General features: G+C 73.8%; 14 protein-coding genes. 5 read left to right on the forward strand and 9 right to left on the reverse strand.

Going from position 1 to position 16420, the window contains the following annotated elements; translation table 11 throughout:
- Positions 1-30 precede the first annotated feature (30 nt).
- The 3 genes from OG946_RS35660 to OG946_RS35670 form a co-directional block, all read right to left on the reverse strand.
- The gene (locus OG946_RS35660) at positions 31-855 is read right to left on the reverse strand and encodes a siderophore-interacting protein (RefSeq protein ID WP_326800065.1); all 825 of its coding nucleotides are present in this window, start codon (positions 853-855) and stop codon (positions 31-33) included.
- Positions 852-1907, reverse strand: coding sequence for an ABC transporter substrate-binding protein (locus tag OG946_RS35665; RefSeq protein WP_326800066.1), 1056 nt, complete (start codon positions 1905-1907; stop codon positions 852-854). Before OG946_RS35665 ends, OG946_RS35660 begins: the two co-directional genes overlap by 4 nt.
- A 117-nt stretch (positions 1908-2024) precedes the next feature.
- A complete protein-coding gene (locus OG946_RS35670) occupies positions 2025-3197 on the reverse strand; it encodes an MFS transporter (RefSeq protein ID WP_326800067.1) in 1173 nt (390 codons plus the stop codon).
- A 53-nt stretch (positions 3198-3250) separates the two neighbouring features.
- Here OG946_RS35670 and OG946_RS35675 point away from each other — a divergent pair, with 53 nt between their 5' ends.
- Positions 3251-4009 carry an AraC family transcriptional regulator gene (locus OG946_RS35675; RefSeq protein ID WP_326800068.1) on the forward strand — a complete coding sequence of 253 codons (759 nt, stop codon included), beginning with the start codon at positions 3251-3253 and terminating at the stop codon, positions 4007-4009.
- Between the two features lie 14 nt (positions 4010-4023).
- Here the strand turns inward: OG946_RS35675 and OG946_RS35680 are convergent, their stop codons facing one another.
- From OG946_RS35680 to OG946_RS35695, 4 genes are all read right to left on the reverse strand, one after another.
- Entirely contained in the window at positions 4024-4785 is a 762-nt protein-coding gene (locus OG946_RS35680; protein ID WP_326800069.1) for an aminoglycoside adenylyltransferase family protein, read from the reverse strand.
- A 37-nt stretch (positions 4786-4822) separates the two neighbouring features.
- Positions 4823-6187 carry a family 43 glycosylhydrolase gene (locus tag OG946_RS35685; protein WP_326800070.1) on the reverse strand — a complete coding sequence of 455 codons (1365 nt, stop codon included), beginning with the start codon at positions 6185-6187 and terminating at the stop codon, positions 4823-4825.
- A gap of 236 nt (positions 6188-6423) precedes the next feature.
- Positions 6424-9705, reverse strand: a complete 3282-nt coding sequence (locus tag OG946_RS35690; protein ID WP_326800071.1) for a family 78 glycoside hydrolase catalytic domain — start codon at positions 9703-9705, stop codon at positions 6424-6426.
- A 192-nt stretch (positions 9706-9897) separates the two neighbouring features.
- Positions 9898-10332 carry a winged helix-turn-helix transcriptional regulator gene (locus tag OG946_RS35695; RefSeq protein WP_326800072.1) on the reverse strand — a complete coding sequence of 145 codons (435 nt, stop codon included), beginning with the start codon at positions 10330-10332 and terminating at the stop codon, positions 9898-9900.
- A 112-nt stretch (positions 10333-10444) separates the two neighbouring features.
- Here OG946_RS35695 and OG946_RS35700 point away from each other — a divergent pair, with 112 nt between their 5' ends.
- Positions 10445-11710, forward strand: a complete 1266-nt coding sequence (locus tag OG946_RS35700; protein WP_326800073.1) for an MFS transporter — start codon at positions 10445-10447, stop codon at positions 11708-11710.
- 44 nt (positions 11711-11754) lie between these two features.
- On the opposite strand, the gene OG946_RS35705 is transcribed toward OG946_RS35700, so the two are convergent.
- A complete protein-coding gene (locus OG946_RS35705) occupies positions 11755-12465 on the reverse strand; it encodes an AAA family ATPase (protein ID WP_326800074.1) in 711 nt (236 codons plus the stop codon).
- 360 nt (positions 12466-12825) lie between these two features.
- On the opposite strand from OG946_RS35705, the gene OG946_RS35710 reads away from it, so the two are divergent.
- The 3 genes from OG946_RS35710 (at position 12826) to OG946_RS35720 (ending at position 15179) form a co-directional block, all read left to right on the forward strand.
- Positions 12826-13779 carry an AvrD family protein gene (locus tag OG946_RS35710; protein ID WP_326800075.1) on the forward strand — a complete coding sequence of 318 codons (954 nt, stop codon included), beginning with the start codon at positions 12826-12828 and terminating at the stop codon, positions 13777-13779.
- Between the two features lie 62 nt (positions 13780-13841).
- A complete protein-coding gene (locus tag OG946_RS35715) occupies positions 13842-14858 on the forward strand; it encodes a beta-ketoacyl-ACP synthase III (RefSeq protein WP_326800076.1) in 1017 nt (338 codons plus the stop codon).
- Positions 14859-14930: 72 nt separating this feature from the next.
- Complete coding sequence (locus tag OG946_RS35720) at positions 14931-15179, forward strand: acyl carrier protein (RefSeq protein WP_101419940.1); 249 nt, start codon at positions 14931-14933, stop codon at positions 15177-15179.
- A 257-nt stretch (positions 15180-15436) separates the two neighbouring features.
- On the opposite strand, the gene meaB is transcribed toward OG946_RS35720, so the two are convergent.
- Entirely contained in the window at positions 15437-16414 is a 978-nt protein-coding gene (meaB, locus tag OG946_RS35725; protein WP_326800077.1) for a methylmalonyl Co-A mutase-associated GTPase MeaB, read from the reverse strand.
- Positions 16415-16420 lie beyond the last annotated feature (6 nt).

Below are 16420 nucleotides of genomic sequence, written 5' to 3' on the forward strand. Positions count from 1 at the left end.
ACCCGATTACGCCCCGGCGGCCCGCCGCCGTCAGGCGGACTCCGCCGCGGCCAGCAACTGGTCCTCGGTGGTGCCGCGGCGCCAGTAGCCGGAGAACGTCACCGCCCGGCGGTCGAAGCCCCGTTCGCGCACCAGATGGCGGCGCACCGCCCTGACCGTCGCCGACTCCCCGGCGACCCAGGCGTACGGCGCGCCCCCGGGCAGCTCCGCGGCCCGTACGGCCTCCTCCACCGGCGCGTCCTCGCCGCGTACGAGCCAGGTGACCTCCGCGTCCGCCGCGGTCGCCGGCTCCAGGCGGTCGCCGGCGTCGGCGACCTCGATCCAGGCGCGTACGGGCAGGTCCGCGGGCAGCGCCGCGAAGATGCCGGCGACGGCGGGCAGCGCGGTCTCGTCGGCGGTGACCAGCAGCCAGTCGGTGCCGGCCGGCGGGCGGAAGTCGTACGCCACGTTCTCCGCGACGATGGGGGCCAGCACGCTGAGCCGGTCGCCTGGGGCGGCGTGCAGCGCCCAGCGGGATCCCGGGCCGGTCTCGCCGTGCACGGCGAAGTCGACCACGAGCCGGTCGGGGTCGCGGGTGAGGCCGCGCGTCGTGTACGTGCGCATGATGCCGCGCACCGCCGGGTCGAGCGCCTGCCAGGCCGGGTACCAGTTGCTGCCGTCGTCGTCCGGCATGACCGGCGCGTCCTGGCCGGGGTGCGGGAAGAACAGCTTGATGCGCTGGTCGCGGCCCGCGGACTCCATCGAGGCCAGTGCCGGTCCTGCGAACGCGACCCGGATCATGGTCGGCGACAGGCGCTCGACGCCGGCCACGACGATGTCGAAGAAGCGGAACGGGGCGACGGTCGCGGTGCTCACCGGACCACCTGCTTCGCGTCGCGCAGGGCGTCGGCCAGCGCCTCCATGAGCGGCGCGTGGCCGGCGTAGCTGTGGTGCGCCTCGCTCTGCCACGGGATCACCTGCCCGGCGGCGACGGCGGGCAGCCGGCGCCAGGTCGGTTTGGACTCCGCGAGCTGGTCCGGCTGGAGGTTGCCGGTGCGCCGGTCGACCATGACGACGTCGGCGCGGTACCGGTCGGCGGTCTCCCAGCTCGACTCCTCCCAGAAGCCGCGCTCGCCGGGGTTGTCCAGGGTGACGAACTCGACGCCGAGCTGCTCGTAGTAGCGCAGGTCGCCGAAGTCCCGGGCGACGGCGGCGTAGAGCATCTCGGCGCTGCCGGAGACGGCGAGGACCTTGAGACCGCGTCGGTCCTCGGCGGTCTTGGCCAGCGTCTGCGACGCCTGCTCGAAGCGGGACTTGGCGCGTACGACCTTCTCGGCCTCCAGGTCGGCGCCGAGCGCCGCGGCCAGCTCCGCGTAGCGCTCGATGGCGGTCTTGAGGGAGGTGCCGGAGGTGCGGATGCCGACGGCGGGGGCGAGGGAGGTGATCTCCTCGGTGCTCTCCTCCGGCACGTACCAGAGCACCGGCGGCTCCTGCATGTTGGTGACCAGCAGCTCAGGCTGGAGCGAGGCGTACTTCTCGACGCTGAACTGGCCGTAGGTGTTGCCGAGGACGGTCAGTCCGCCCACGTCGAGGCCGCCGGCCTGGAGGTCGCGCTCTCCGTCGGGCGTCGTGGTGGGGCCGAAGACGCCGGTGCACTCGATGCCGAAGTCGTGCAGCGCGGCGGCCGACGCGACGTAGCCGACGATGCGCTCGGGGGTGCGGTCGGCCTTCGCGACCTCCCCGCGGTCGTCCTTGAAGCGCCAAGTGCCGCCCGCGCCACCGGAGTCCGATCCGCCGGAGCCGGAGTCGCCGCCGCAGGCGGCGAGTACGGCGCCGAGGCCGAGCGCCCCGCCGGCGGCGAGCAGGCCGCGGCGGGTGGGGTGGGCGACGTCGGGGCGTGGCCGGAAACGGCTGTCGCGTATCAACATGAAGGTTAGGCTAACCTAACTGCCGCGGGCCGGGGGAGCGGTCCGGCCCGTGTCAGTCGCCCGGCCGCCGCTCCGGACGTACGCGCACCGCCCGACTGCCCGGCGGACGGCGGCAGTTCAGCGCGGTGCCCCCGGCTCGCGCAGCGGCCCCAGGAGCAGCAGCCCCACCGCCGGCAGGGCGATCAGCGGGCTGAGCGCCGCGGTCAGCGACGTCGCGTCCGCGAGTACGCCGATGACCGGGCTCGCCAGCCCGCCCGCGCTCACGGCGAGACCCAGCGTGACGCCGCCCGCGGTGCCGACGTGCCGGGGCAGGTAGTCCTGGCCGAGCGTGATGTGCAGGGAGAAGGGCACGTACAGCCCGGCGGAGGTGAGGGCCACGAAGACGTAGACCGCGGGCCCCGGCACGAACACCACCCCGGCGACCGCGGGGCAGGACAGCGCGTACGACCACCGCACCACCGGCAGCCGCCCGAACCGCGAGGCCAGCCGCCCGCCCGCCACCGTGCCCACCGCGCCGCCCAGATAGAGCACGAACAGCGCCGCCGTGCCCGCCGCCGTACCGCCCGCCGTGCGCCCGGGTACGTACAGCGAGACGAACGCGCTCAGCCCCACGAACACCACCGACCGGCACACCACCGCCCCGGTCAGCCGCGCGAACGAGGCCCAGTCGTCCCGGCCCCCGGGTACGCCCGCCGGGCCCGCGCCGTCCGCCGGCTGCTCCGGCGCGTACGGCCGCAGCCCACGCAGCGCCGCCGCGCACAGCGCCGCCCCCGCCAGCGCAGGCAGCACCAGCAGCGGCGAGGCCCGCAGCCCGCCGGCCGCGGCGACGGCGGCCACCAGCGGGGGAGCGGTGGCGAACCCGAGGTTGCCGCCGAGGGAGAACCAGCCCATCGCCGTGTGACTGCCTGCGCTCGCCCGCCGCGCCACCCGCGCGGCCTCCGGGTGGTACGCGGCCACCCCGATGCCCGACAGCGCGACGACCGCGAGCGTCACGGCGTACGAGCCGGAGACCCCGGCCAGCGCCACCCCCGCACCGGCCGCCAGCGTGCTCACCGGCAGCAGCCACGGCAGCGGCCGCCGGTCGGTCAGCACCCCGAACAGCGGCTGCACCACCGACGACAGCAGCGACGCCGCAAGCACCACACCGGAGGCCGCGGCGTACGAGTACGCCCGCTCGGCGACGAAGAACGGCACCAGCGCCGCCACCGCCCCCTGGTACACATCGACGCAGGCGTGCCCCACGGACAGCAGGGTCAGCGGCCGGAAGCGGGCGGCGCGAGGCTCGGGCATCCCCCGATCGTCACCGAGTCACCCCTGGCGAACTTCCGATAAAGTGCCAATCGATGCCGGATATCCGCCACACCCCCGAGGCGCCCACCCGGGCCACGACGCTGGCCGCGGGCGCGCGCATCGACGCGCACCGGCACGACGACCACCAACTCGTCTACGCCGGCGCCGGCGTGCTCGCCGTCACCACCGACGCGGGCACCTGGTTCGCGCCCGGCACCCGGGCGCTGTGGGTGCCCGCGGGCTGCGTCCACGCCCACCGCGCGTACGGCCACCTCGACCTGCACCTCATCGGCGTGCCCGCCGCCACCGACCCCCTCGGGCTCGGCGCGCCCGGCGTCCTGGCCGTCAGCCCGCTGCTGCGCGAGCTGATTCTCGCCTGCACCCGCGCACCGCACGACGAGACCCCCGAGCGGCAGCGGCTGCACACCGTCCTGCTGGACCAACTGCGCGCCGCCGCCGCAGCCGGCGCCTCGGGGCGGCCGGTGCCGCTGCCCGCACCCGCGGACTCGCGGCTCGCCGCCGTCTGCGACGCGCTCTACGCCGACCCAGCCGACCAGCGCACGCTGGCCGTCCTGGGCCGGGCCGCGGGCGCGGGGGAGCGGACCCTCAGCCGCCTCTTCCGCCGCGAGACGGGGATGACGTTCCCGCAATGGCGCACGCAGGTGCGCCTCTACCACGCGCTGCGGCTGCTCGCCGACGACGTACCGGTGACGACGGTCGCGCACCGCTGCGGCTGGTCCTCGGCGAGCGCCTTCATCGACGTCTACCGCCGCGCCTACGGCACCACCCCGGGCAGCAGTCGCCGGAGCTGAGCGTCCGCGGGCGGTCAGGTGCCGGACAGCTTCCCGATCTCGGCGACCACGTACTCCGTGTGCGGACGCACCGCCGCCCTCAGCTCCTCGCTCCAGCTCTCCTCCGCGTACCGGCTGCCGAGGTACAGCTCCCGCGCGTGCTCCAGCACCGGCCGGTGCTCCGGCGACAGCCGGTCCAGCGCCCACGCGGCGGCGGCGTCCTTGGGGCGGATCTCCCCGGTGGCCAGCGTGCTCCAGATCCGCGCCAGGGTGAGCAGCACGTTGCGGGTGTCGTCGTCCGCCTCGGCCAGCAGCTCCGGGATGCCGGCCGTCGCGGCGCGGGCCACGTCCTCGTACGGCACCGGATCCAGCACCCGCGCGGGCGGCGGTCCCGCGAGCGCGTGGTCGCCGGCCAGCGTCATCGTGAGCACGATCGCCAGGTCCGGCATGGGCTCCGGCCGCGGCGGCCCGCCCGTCTCGAACTCCTCGCGCAGCCACTCCCCGTACAGGAAGTCGCCGGTCGGCGGGTAGCGCCACGGCCGGACCTCGGACTCCACGACCACCGTCAGCTCCACCGGGCGCAGCCCCCCGGTGAAGCCGGACACCCGCAGCAGTCCGTCGAGGAGCGCCCGCCGCTCGCCGTCGGTCAGCGAGCGGCGGGCGACGACGAGGACGTCCACGTCGCTGGCGGGGCGCAGCCCGCCGAGGACGGCGGAGCCGTGCAGGTAGGCGCCGGCGACCTCGGGGCCCAGCACGTCGTCGACCAGCGTCATGACCGTGCGCACCTGATCTTCCATCGGACCAGTGTCGGTCATGGGCGGCCGGCGCCGTGACTCAGGTGATCTCGATGCTGTCGAGCTCGGCGTAGTACGTGCCGCGGCCGAGGCGGACCGTGTTCCAGCCCGCGTCGAGCCGCACCCGCTGGTCCACCGTGGCCCACTTCTCCCAGCCGGTGAACGGGTAGTCCACCCTCCCGGCCGCCTTGCCGCCGACCGTCAGCAGGTGCGACGACGTCACGGGGGCGGAGTCGGCCAGGGAGCCGTTGGCGTAGCGGACGGAGAGGGTGCGGTGGCCCGCGGCGGGGGCGAAGACGGAGAACTCCACGTAGCTGCTGGCGTAGTCGATGTGCCCGACGGCGCCGCCGTCGTGCGCGCCGGCGGAGTCGCGGATCCGCGCGTTGTTCACGACGGCGTTCTCCGCCTGGTACAGGACCTTGCTGCCCTCCACCACGGGACGGCCGCCCGCCCAGCCGATGCCGGTCGCGTACATCGCGCGCCGCGAGCGGTCCGCGCTCCAGCCGTGGAAGAGGATCCGGTCGCGCCCGTCCGGGCCGGTGACGACGTCCTGGCCGCCGGGGCCGCGGACGGCGCCGCCGAAGGTGTCGGTGCTCAGCAGCGGGTCGGCCACCTTGGTGTACGGGCCGGTGAGGCGGTCGGCGACGGCATAGCCCGTCTTGTAGCGGTTGCCGTCGTAGAAGGAGGCGGAGTACAGCAGCACGTACTTGCCGTCGCGCTTGAGGAGCGTCGGCGCCTCGATGACGTTGCCCTCCCAGGCGCGGTCCTGGCGGATGAGCGGCGTGGGCTTGCCCTTGACGGCGGTGCCGTCGTCGTTCATGGGCTGGACGTACAGCCAGGTGTCCGTGCTGCAGCAGTTGCCGTCGTTCTTCCAGAGCATGTAGCGCTGGCCGCCCTCGGTGTAGCTGGAGGCGTCGATGGCGCCGCCCTGGCGTTCGGGGCAGACCAGCGGGCCGCGGCCGGCGGGCTCGAAGGGACCCTCGGGGGTGGCGGCCAGGGCGACGCCGATGCACTGCTTGTCGCTGGCGCGGTCGCGCGCGGTGTAGTGCATGGTGAACCCGGCGCCGTTGTCGAAGACTTCGGGGGCCCAGACCAGACCCCGCTCCGGCACGGCCCAGTCGCCGAGCCGGGGCAGTACGTCGTCGCCGTCCAGCGACCAGGAGGCGAGGTCGGTGGAGGTGGCGTGCTGGATGTTCTTGCCGGCGCCGTTGGTGGCGTAGGCGTGGTACGTGTCGCCGGCCTTGACGATGTCGGGGTCGGGGAAGTTGACGTCGAGCACCGGCGGTCCGGGGGCGGGCTCGGCGGCGGGTTCGGCGGCCGCGGACGAGCCGGGGGCCGCGAAGGCGGCGAGGGCGGCGAGTACCGCCGCGGCGGCGGTGACGGCTCTGAAGGGGCGCGGGGACACGGAAGCTCCTTCCGGTAGCGGACTCCGGGCGGCCGGCCGCGGGGCCGGCCGCCCGGCGAGGCGAGCTGCGCGCGCTATTACATCGTTGTAATCGCCTGACACGGTAAGGAGCCGCACCTGAGGTGTCAACGACCCCCGCGGGGGCGGGTGTTGCCGGGGCGGCGGTCCGTCGCATGCCGCCGCCCCGACCCTACTGAATGGTTTCAATCGCGCTCACGCCGCGGGCGCCACCGCGCTCACGGCTTCCCGGTGAACGTCCACGAGCCGTGCGGCACCCGGTACACCGCGAAGCCGGGCTCGGTCCGTACGAACTCCGCGCCCTCCGGCTCCCGTACGTCCGCGCGCGACCCGCTCGGCACGTGCACCTCCGCCGTCGACCCCACCGGGACCCGCACCGCCAGCCGCACCGTCCGGTCGATCCGCGACCACGACACGGCCGCCGGACCGCGCACCGTGTGCAGCTCCGTACGCGCCCAGTCGACCCCGGTGCGCGCGTCCGGGCGTACGGCGAACGTGCGGTAGCCGGCATCGCCCGGCCGCAGCCCGGCCACGTTCTCGTACAGCCACTGCACCACCGTGCCCTGGAAGTAGTGGTCCCGCGAGCGCGAGTCGACCTGCCACATCTCCCACATGGTGTCGGCGCCGTTGTCGAACCAGTAGCCCCAACTGGGGTACGTGCGCTGCGTCGCGATGGCGTGCGCGACGTCGGCGTGGCCCTCGGCGGTCAGTGCGCGCAGCAGCACGCTGGTGCCCAGCGCGCCGGTGTTGAGGTGGTTGCCGCGCTTCTCGATGTCGGCGAGCAGCGACGCGGTGACGCTCGCCCGCGCCCCGGCCGGCACCAGGCCGAAGGCCAGCGGAATGCAGTTGTTCGTCTGCCGGTAGCCCGGGTCCTTCGCCGTGCGGTAATGGCCCTCCGGCGCCAGGAACGCCGCGTTCAGCGCCTCCTTGAGGCCGTCGGCGGCGGCCAGGTAGCGGTCCCGGATACCGGACTCGCCCGCCAGGTCCGCCATCGCCGCGGTGTCGGTGAGCGCCCGGTGCAGATACGAGGTGGCGGTCAGCCGGGTGTCCTCGGGCGGGTTGCCGCCGTAGCCCGGCGGCAGGTAGTCGCCGAGCGCGGTGACCGCCAGGCCGTCCACCAGCCGGTCCAGCTCCCAGTCCAAGTACCGTGTCAGCGCAGGCAGATGGTCGCGTACGACGCGCTCGTCGCCGTACACGCGGTACATCTCCCGGATCAGGAACGGGTAGACCGTCGTCCACTCCGGCGAGGGGCCGAGGTCGCCGTAGCCCCAGCCGCCGCTGGGCACGATCACCGGCAACTGGCCCGCCGCGTTCTGGCTGTCGCGGATGTCGTCCAGCCATTTGCCGAGCATCCGGTGCATGCCCAGCGCGTACATCATCACGGGCGCGCCCACCTGCGCGTCGCCGGTCCAGCCGTTCTTCTCGTACATCGGGGTGTCGGTGGGGATGCCGTGCAGGTTGTTCTGCACGGTGCGGCGCATGGCGCGCTCCAACTGCTCGTAGAAGGGCTCCGAGCAGCCGAACGTGCCGGTGTCGTCGACCGGCGTGTGCACCACCCGGGCGAGGACGTCGCCGGGCTCCGGCTTGGCGGGCAGCCCGCTGATCTGCACGTAACGGAAGCCCTTGTACGAGAACTTGGGCTCCCACACCTCCGCGGACCCGCCGCCCGCGCAGACGTACTCGTCGGTCTGGAAGCGGCCCGGCACATGTCCGGTCTCGGCGTGCACGCTGCCGTCGGCCTTCAGCTTCTCGCCGTGCACGAGCCGCACGACGGTGCCCGCAGGAGCCCGTACCGACAGCCGCGACCAGCCGGCCAGGGTGCGGCCCATGTCGACGATCCAGGTGTCGCCGTGGGCGGTGACGGCGGCCGGCCGGACGGTGTCGATGACCCGGATCGCGTCGTGGGGCTGGGCGCGCAGCGCCCCCTTGGGCGGGTCCTGGCGGGCGGGGCGCGCCCAGGCGGTGTCGTCGAAGCCAGGCCGGGTCCAGCCCGCCGGGTGTTTGCGGGCGTCGTAGGTCTCGCCGGCGTAGAGGCAGTCGGAGCGGGTGGGGCCCTCGGTGATGCGCCAACTGCCGTCGGTGGCCACCGTGGTACGGGCGCCGCCCGGGTGCTCGATCTCCAACTGGGCGAGCAGGCGGGGCTCGCCGTGCCACGGCGGCTGGTGCCAGTTCCAGACGTTGGGCGTCGTCATGCCGAAGAACCCGCGGCCCAGGGTGACGCCGATGGCGTTGGCGCCGGGCGTGACGAGGTCGGTGACGTCGTGGACGGCGTACAGCACGGTCTCGTCGTAGTCGGTGAAGCCCGGGTCGAGGACCTGGCGGCCGACGCGGCGGCCGTTGATCTCGGCGTCGTAGTAGGCGAGTCCGCTGAGGTACAGCCGGGCGCGCCGCACCGGCCGGCCGACGGTGAACTCGCGGCGCAGCAGCGGCGCGGGCCGCACCTCGGCGGGCACCGCCGCGCCGCTGCCCCAGGGGCCCTGGCCGTACGGCGCGAGCACCGTCGCCGCCGCCCACGCGCCGTCGTCGAAGCCGGGCTCCTGCCAGCCGTCCTGCTCCTCTCCGGCGCACCGCCAGCCTGGCCCGGTGACCAGCTCGGTGACGTCGTCGCCGCGGTGCACCATGAGGCGTACGAGCAGACCGCCCGGGTTGACCGAGGCGCCGCCGCGGTTGGTGGCCCGTACGGCGACGACCACCCGGCCGTCAGCGGCGCGGACCGCGTCGGTGACGTCGGCCTGCCGGCCGGCGCGCCAGCCGTCGGTCTGCTGCGGGGCGTGCAGCACCTGGGTGCCGTCGAGGAAGAGGGTGAAGTCGTCGTCGGCGGTGGCCACGATCCGCGCCGCCGAGACCTCGGCACCGGCGGGCAGTTCGAGCGCGGCGCGGAACCAGACCGGTCCCGCGGGGGCGTTCTGCGGGGTGGCGCCGGGCGCCCAGATCCACGACGCCCCGGCGAAGCCGGGCGGCGCGGGCGCGGCGTCGGCGCCGATCCAGTGGCCGAGCCAGTCGCCGTCCGCCAGCGCGGTCTCCCACCAGCTCCATCTGCTCCAGGCGGACGGCCGGTCCCGGCCGTCCCAGACCCGCACCTGCCAGTGGTAGCGGGTACGGGTCTTCAGCGCGGGACCGCCGTAGGCGACGCCGACGGTCCGCGCCGAGGCGACCCGCCCGGAGTCCCACACCAGGGGACCGTCGCCCTCGGGGTCCGGCGCCACCCGGACCTGGTACGCGCTCTGCCGCGCGCCGCTGCCCGGCGCGGACAGCTCCCAGCTCAGCCGGGGTGCGGCGACGTCGGTGCCGAGGAGGGAGGGCGCGTACTCGACGGTGGTGCGCTCGACGCGCAGCCCCTCCTCGCCGCCGTCCCCGCCGCCCCGGCCGGCCGCGGCGGCGGGGACGGCGCCCTGGCCGAGGCCGACGACGCCGGCTGTCGCGCCGGCGGCGGCGGAGGTGCGCAGAAAGGCCCGCCGGTTCCATGCACTTCCGTTGTTCGTCTCGCGCTCGTGGCTCATCGCACGTCCCTTGGTTGAGGATGGCGTGTCCGGCCCAATCGTTCTCGATTGAATCGTTTCAATCGCACTCTTCGAAAATCCTAGATCGACGGGCCGGACAGCTCAAGAGTCGTGCAGCGAACGGCGGCAGACGGCGCCCCGCCGCGACCGGGGCGGCGGGGGAGAAGCCCGGCTGCTCGGCAGGGGGCCGGGCTACGCGGAGGCGGAGGCGCGGGCCGGCGCTTCGTCGGACCTGCGGGCCGGCTCGGGACCGCCGGCCCCGTCGAGGGCGCCGTGGCCGTCGAGCGCCTCGATCACCGCCGCGCCGTGCTGCTCCGCCCAGGTGGTCAGCGCCGCGATCGCGGGCAGCAGGGTGCGCCCCAGCTCCGTCAGCTCGTACTCCACCCGGCGGGGCACCTCGGCGTACTCGTGCCGGCGCACCATCCCGTACCGCTCCAGCCGCCGCAGCGTCTGCGTCAGCACCTTGGAGCTGACGCCGCCGATGAGTTCGCGCAGTTCACCGTGGCGCCACGGCCGGGAGCCGAGCGCGTACAGCGTCACCATGCTCCACTTGTCCGAGATCACCTCAAGCGTCAGCCGGGCCGGGCAGTCGGCGAGGAACACATCCCCTGGCCGGTCGAAACGCACGACGAACTCCCCCTGGTCCGTAGGTACCGCATGGTTCGTACGGCGCTTCCTAGCGTAGTGCGGGTTCCGGTGGCACGTCAGCGCCGGATTCGTCAACGGGAGGCAAACAAGCGTGAGTTCGGCACAGTCATCCGACGGCGTGGCGCCGCCGCGCAGCACGTCGCCGGACCCCGCCCCCGGCCCCGGCGCACCGGGCCTTTCCAAGGCGATGGTCACGCTCTTCGCGGTCGCCGCGGGCTTCGCCGTCGCCAACATCTACTACTGCCAGCCGCTGCTGACCGCCATCGCGGACACCTTCGACGTCAGCAGCGACACCGCGTCGCTGATCGTGATCGCCAGCACCGTCGGCTACGCCGCCGGGCTCGCGCTGCTGCTGCCGCTGGGCGACATCGTCAACAAGAAGCGCCTGGTGGTGAATCTGCTCCTGGTCGTCGCCGCGATGCAGGCGCTGTCCGCGGCGGCGTTCTCCGTCTCCATGCTCATCGCCGCCTCCGCGGTGATGTCGCTGACCGCCGTCGTCGCGCCGATCCTGGTGCCGTTCGCCGCGGGGCTCGCCGCCCCGCAGGAGCGCGGCCGGGTCACCGGCTCGGTGATGAGCGGCGTGCTCATGGGTGTGCTGCTGGCCCGCACCGGCGGCGGGCTCATCGCCGAACTGGGCGGCTGGCGCACCGTGTTCGCGGTGGCCGCCGCGCTGATGGTCGCGCTCGCGCTGGTGCTCAGGCGGGCGCTGCCCGACGCGCCGCCGGCCGCGCAGATGCCGTACGGGAAGCTGCTGCGCTCCATCTTCACGATCATCCGCGAAGAGCCGGTGCTGCGGCTTCGCTGCCTGTACGGGTTCATGTCCTTCGCCGGCTTCAACGCGCTGTGGACCTCGATCGCGTTCCTGCTCGACGACCCGCCGTACTCCTACGGAGCCGGCGTCATCGGCCTGTTCGGCCTCGCCGGCGTCGTCGGCGCCTACGCGGCGCGGATCACCGGGCCGCAGGTCGACCGGGGCCGGGACAACGCGGTCACCGGGGTCCTGTTCACGGTGATCCTGGCGAGCTGGGGCCTGATGGGCCTGGACGGCGGCACCTGGCTGTGGGCGCTGCTGCTCGGGGTCGTCGTGCTCGACCTCGGCGTGCAGGGCATGCAGGTCGTCAACCTCGCGGTCAACTTCCGGCAGCGCCCCGAGGCGCGCAGCCGCATCACCACCGCGTACATGGTGGCCTACTTCAGCGGCGCCATCGCCGGTTCCAGCGCGTCGGCGGCGGCGTACGCGGCCGGCGGCTGGGACGCCGTGGTGCTGACCGGCGCCGCCTTCGCGGCGGTCAACCTGCTGGCGTGGTGCGGCGAGATGGCGCTGCGCGCGCGCCGGGCTCCGGCCGGGCAGGCGTGACTCCGGTGCCCGCGCGGCGTGGCCCGCGGCCGGTGCGTACGGTCTCAGCCCGCGGCCGGGACACGCTCGGTCTCCCAGCGGAAGTCCTGCCCCGCGTAGTCCCGCCGGGCCAGCTCGACAGCCTCCTCGACGGCCATCACCGGCTCCCAGCCGAAGATGCCGGCGATGGTCTCCAGCCGCTCGGGCATGGTGCCGCTGACGATGTGGTAAGGGATCTCCAGCTCGTCGAGCGTCTCCAGCAGCATCCCGTCCACCGTCGCGCGGAACCTGTCGTTCATCGGGCGGTGGCCGTCGGCGGCCACGGGCAGTTCGTTGCGCAGGTGCACGTACGCGTCGAACGTCGCCTTCACGTGCTGCCGCATCGCCCGGCCGTACTGCTCCACGACCTCCGCGAAGAAGCGCATCTCGGGGGTGGCCTCGACCGGGCGGAACGACGGGTCGCCGGCGCTGGCGTTCGGGTTCATGCCGTACCGGATGCGGCCCTCGCCGTAGAGCCACTCCTGCAGCGACGACCCGTCGGAGATGAAGCGGTCGCCGAGCTGCGCCTCGGCCACGGCGCGGCCGGTGTGCCGGCGCATCACGAGCTGGAGGAACTCCGCCGGCGTCACGTCCGCCAGCTTCTTGCCCGGCAGCGTCTCGGGCATGATCTCCCGGATCGTGCGCGCGAGAGTTCGCGGAATCCCCGTGTAGTGCGAAAGTGCCATCACGGTCGACGTCTTACCGGCGGAGTAGGTGCCGGATATGGCGATCTTCATGGCGGTGAAGTCCTCGGTTCTGTCGGTGCCGGGCGGTTCGGACGAACCGGCCGGAATGCCGGGTCTGGGTCGTACTCGGACCGGTTCACCGTACTACTCGGGTACGGCGGGAAAGCGGGTGGGCGGCGGTAGCAAGATATTGCTCTAAAGCGCGGGCACGACGGGTTCCCCCACGCGGTGCCGACTATGGTGAACTGCCATCGATAACGTTTTCTCAGCCTGAATCGCGATCGGCGCGGCGGTGCCGATGCACCCCCACGTCGATACGGGCCGGAGGTCACCGAAAAACGCGTCTGCACGGGGGAGAGCCCGATCATGCAATTCATCGCGCAAACAGCACAGGAGCTGTATGCAGGCTCCGTGGACGATATTCTGGGGGACCGGCGCGAGCGATTCCTCGGTGAGGGATTCAAACGCGTCACCAACGTCCTCACCGACATCGCCGTCCGGCCCGCGGGTGACGGCGGGCGGGCCCGTATCGACGCGACCGCGGGCTTGCGCATCGACGGCACCTGGTCGCGGAAGGGCACCGTCCGGCAGCGCCCGCACCTGTCCACGATCGACGCCATGGTCTACGGGGCGTGGCTGGCCGGCCTGCTCGTCGCCCACACCCGCGACCTGCCCGCCGAGGCGCCGTTCGCGGTCCGCTCGCTGTCCGTCAAGGCGGGCAACGAGCCCGTCGAGGACGGCCTCGGCCACTTCCCGGTCGGCGCCACCGAGGACGCCGTGACCACCGGGTCCGAGCCCGGGCTGCGGCGTACGACCGCGGACTGCCGGGTCGGCGCGATGGCCGTGCGGGTGGAGGTGGAGCACCCCGCGGGCGACCGGACGGGCGTGGCGGAAGGGACGTACGCGACGGCCGAGATGCGGCCGGGTCCCTGGAACGACGCCCCCTTCGGCGCGTCCCACTTCGAGCGCAGCCAGTTCGTCACCGGCGTCGTCGCCGAGGGCGACGAGGCCATGAGCGCCGACATGTCCGTCACCGCCGGCACCGGACCCGGCGGAGCCGAACTCAGACCCACGATGATCGACCTGTTCGTCACCGCGCTCCAGCTCGGGCAGGTGCTCCTCTACCGCTACGACGGCATCGAGCGGGCCGCCTCCCACACGCTCTGGATGCGCACCACCTCGATCGCCCTCGACGACACGGCCGTCGCCGGCGGCGGGACGGTGCACGACGACGGCCGGCTGCGGGTGGCGCTCCGCCGCCCCGTGAAGCTGACGACCGAGCGCGGCACCTGGCGCGTCGGCCGGCTGAGCAGCACCTCCGCCGGCATGCGTCTCGCCTGCAACGTCGCGCACCTGCTGCCCTGACCCCGCAGCACGCAGTCCGCGCGCCGGCATACCGCGCCGCGCCGTCCGAAGGGGAACCACACATGACGCAGCACGCCGCGCTCATCGGGCTGGGCGCACACCTGCCGCCCCGGCAGGTGACCAACGACGACCTCAGCCGCACCCTCGACACCTCCGACGAGTGGATCACCACCAGAACCGGCATCCGCACCCGCCGCTGGGCCACCCCGGGCCAGGCCACCGGCGACCTCGCGGTCGAGGCGGGCGAACGCGCGCTGAAGTCCGCGGGCCTGGCGGCCGAGCCGGGCGCGGTCGACGCCCTGGTCCTCGCCACCACCACTCCCGACCACCCGTGCCCGGCCACGGCGCCGCAGGTCGCGGCCCGGCTGGGCCTCGGCCCGGTGGCGGCGTACGACATGGGCGCCGCGTGCTCCGGCTTCCTCTACGCGCTGGCGGCCGCGGCGGGGCAGATCGCCGCGGGGCAGGCGCGGCGGGTGCTGGTGATCGGCGCGGAGACGATGTCGAGCCTGCTGGACAAGGACGACCGCACGACGGCGGTGATCTTCGGCGACGGCGCCGGCGCGGCCGTGCTCGCCGCCGAGCCGGACGCCGCCGCGGCGGGGGTGCTGCTCGCCACCGACCTCGGCTCCGACGGCTCAGGCTTCGACCTCGCGTACGTGCCCGGCGGCGGTTCGAGGGAGGCCGCCGCCGCGCCCGTACGCGACCCCGGGGCCCACCGTCTGACGATGCAGGGCGAGAAGGTCTTCGCGCACGCGGTCGCCAGGATGGCGGGCTCCGTGACGGCGCTGCTGGGGCGCGCCGGCTGGGAGGCGGGCGAGGTGGACCGGCTCGTCGGCCACCAGGCGAACATACGGATCCTCACCTCCCTGGCGCGCAGGCTGGATTTCCCCGCGGACCGGCTCGTCGTCAATATCGACCGCGTGGGAAACACCTCCGCCGCCTCCATCCCACTCGCCCTGACGGACGCCGTCACGGCCGGCGAACTGAAGGAAGGGGACCGTGTCGTCCTCGCCGCCTTCGGCGGCGGACTTACGTGGGGATCGGTCGCGCTCACCTGGCCAGGAATCACCGCGGTATGACCACGGAGCCGCGGCCCCCCGCACACGTAGGAAAAGCAGGGAAGCAAGAATATACGGAAAAGGAGAGAACCTGTGACGTCGTCGACGCGGCAATCCGCGGAAGAACTTCTGGATCTGCTCACCACCGAATTCGGGGCACCCGAGGGAAGCACGGCGGAAACGCCCTTCGACATCATGGAGTTCGACTCGCTGGTACTCGTGGAAGTCGCCGTGGAACTGAGTCGGCGATTCGACACGGAAGTCTCCCACGAGGAAGTCCAGGAGGCCGGAAACGTCACCGGCACGGTCGAGTTACTGAAATCGAAGGGCGTGGCGGTCTGACCCGCCCCGCGGAGCTTCCCGCGGGCGCGCCCCCGGCGGGTGTGACGCGGGAAGTCCGCCGGGCCCGTCGTCCCGTTTCCCGCCCGCCCCGGCCGGCGGGAGCATGGCGGCGGCCATGACCTCCGGATCCCCTCCGCGGCGCCCGCGACCACACCGGGCCCCGCCGATCGGCTCGCGCACCGGGCAGCCGGTGAGCTGACACCGTGCTCGGTCACGTCCGGCCACCGGCCGCACCGTACCGCCGCCATCGCGGCCGTTCAGCCGCCGAACGCGTCCAGGATCCGCTCCGCCGCCCGCGTCGCCGTCAACTCGCCGTCCCTGACCTGCCGTTCCAGCTCCGGCGCCAGCGCGCCGACCGCCGGGTCGGCACGCAGCCGGCCCAGCAGCTCGTCGCGCACCATCGTCCACGTCCAGTCCACCTGCTGATCGCGCCGCCGGCCGGCCAGCCGCCCGGTGCCCTCCAGCAGTTCGCGGTGGCGCTCCAGCCGGTCCCAGACCGTGTCGAGCCCCGTCGCCTCGCGCGCACTGCAGTGCAGCACCGGCGGCGTCCAGAACGCGCCCTTGCCGTGCATCAGCCGCAGCGCGCCCGCCAGTTCACGCGCCGCCGCCCGGGCGTCGCGCTCGTGCGGCCCGTCCGCCTTGTTGACGGCGATGACGTCCGCCAGCTCCAGCACGCCCTTCTTGATGCCCTGCAACTGGTCCCCGGTCCTGGCCAGTGTCAGCAGCAGGAAGGAGTCGACCATGTTCGCGACGGAGGTCTCGGACTGGCCGACGCCGACGGTCTCGACCAGCACCACGTCGTAGCCGGCGGCCTCCATCACCACGATCGACTCGCGCGTCGCCTTCGCGACCCCGCCGAGCGTGCCCGCGGTGGGGGAGGGGCGCACGAACGCCGCCGGATCCACGGCCAGCCGCTCCATGCGGGTCTTGTCGCCCAGGATCGAGCCGCCGGTGCGGCTGGACGACGGGTCGACGGCCAGCACCGCCACCCGGTGGCCCAGCCCCGTCAGCATGCTGCCGAAGGCGTCGACGAACGTCGACTTGCCCACCCCCGGCACCCCGCTGACCCCGATGCGCCGGGCCTTCCCGCTGTGCGGCAGCAGCTCGGTCAGCAACTCCTGCGCCAGCGCCCGGTGCTGCGGCCGGGTGGACTCCACCAGCGTGATCGCGCGGGCGACGAGCGCGCGCTTGCCGTCGAGGACGCCCTTGACGTACGTGTCGAGATCGATGGCCACGGGTTC

It is taken from the genome of Streptomyces sp. NBC_01808, from assembly GCF_035917395.1.
Taxonomy (GTDB): domain Bacteria; phylum Actinomycetota; class Actinomycetes; order Streptomycetales; family Streptomycetaceae; genus Streptomyces.

What these genes read in the sequence shown, in the direction of transcription:
- OG946_RS35665 (WP_326800066.1), bottom strand. Translation starts at nt 1,907, where the DNA reads ATGTTGATACGCGACAGCCGTTTCCGGCCACGCCCCGACGTCGCCCAC.
- OG946_RS35670 (WP_326800067.1), bottom strand. Translation starts at nt 3,197, where the DNA reads ATGCCCGAGCCTCGCGCCGCCCGCTTCCGGCCGCTGACCCTGCTGTCC.
- OG946_RS35715 (WP_326800076.1), top strand. Translation starts at nt 13,842, where the DNA reads ATGACGCAGCACGCCGCGCTCATCGGGCTGGGCGCACACCTGCCGCCC.
- OG946_RS35680 (WP_326800069.1), bottom strand. Translation starts at nt 4,785, where the DNA reads ATGGAAGATCAGGTGCGCACGGTCATGACGCTGGTCGACGACGTGCTG.
- OG946_RS35675 (WP_326800068.1), top strand. Translation starts at nt 3,251, where the DNA reads ATGCCGGATATCCGCCACACCCCCGAGGCGCCCACCCGGGCCACGACG.
- OG946_RS35705 (WP_326800074.1), bottom strand. Translation starts at nt 12,465, where the DNA reads ATGAAGATCGCCATATCCGGCACCTACTCCGCCGGTAAGACGTCGACC.
- OG946_RS35690 (WP_326800071.1), bottom strand. Translation starts at nt 9,705, where the DNA reads ATGAGCCACGAGCGCGAGACGAACAACGGAAGTGCATGGAACCGGCGG.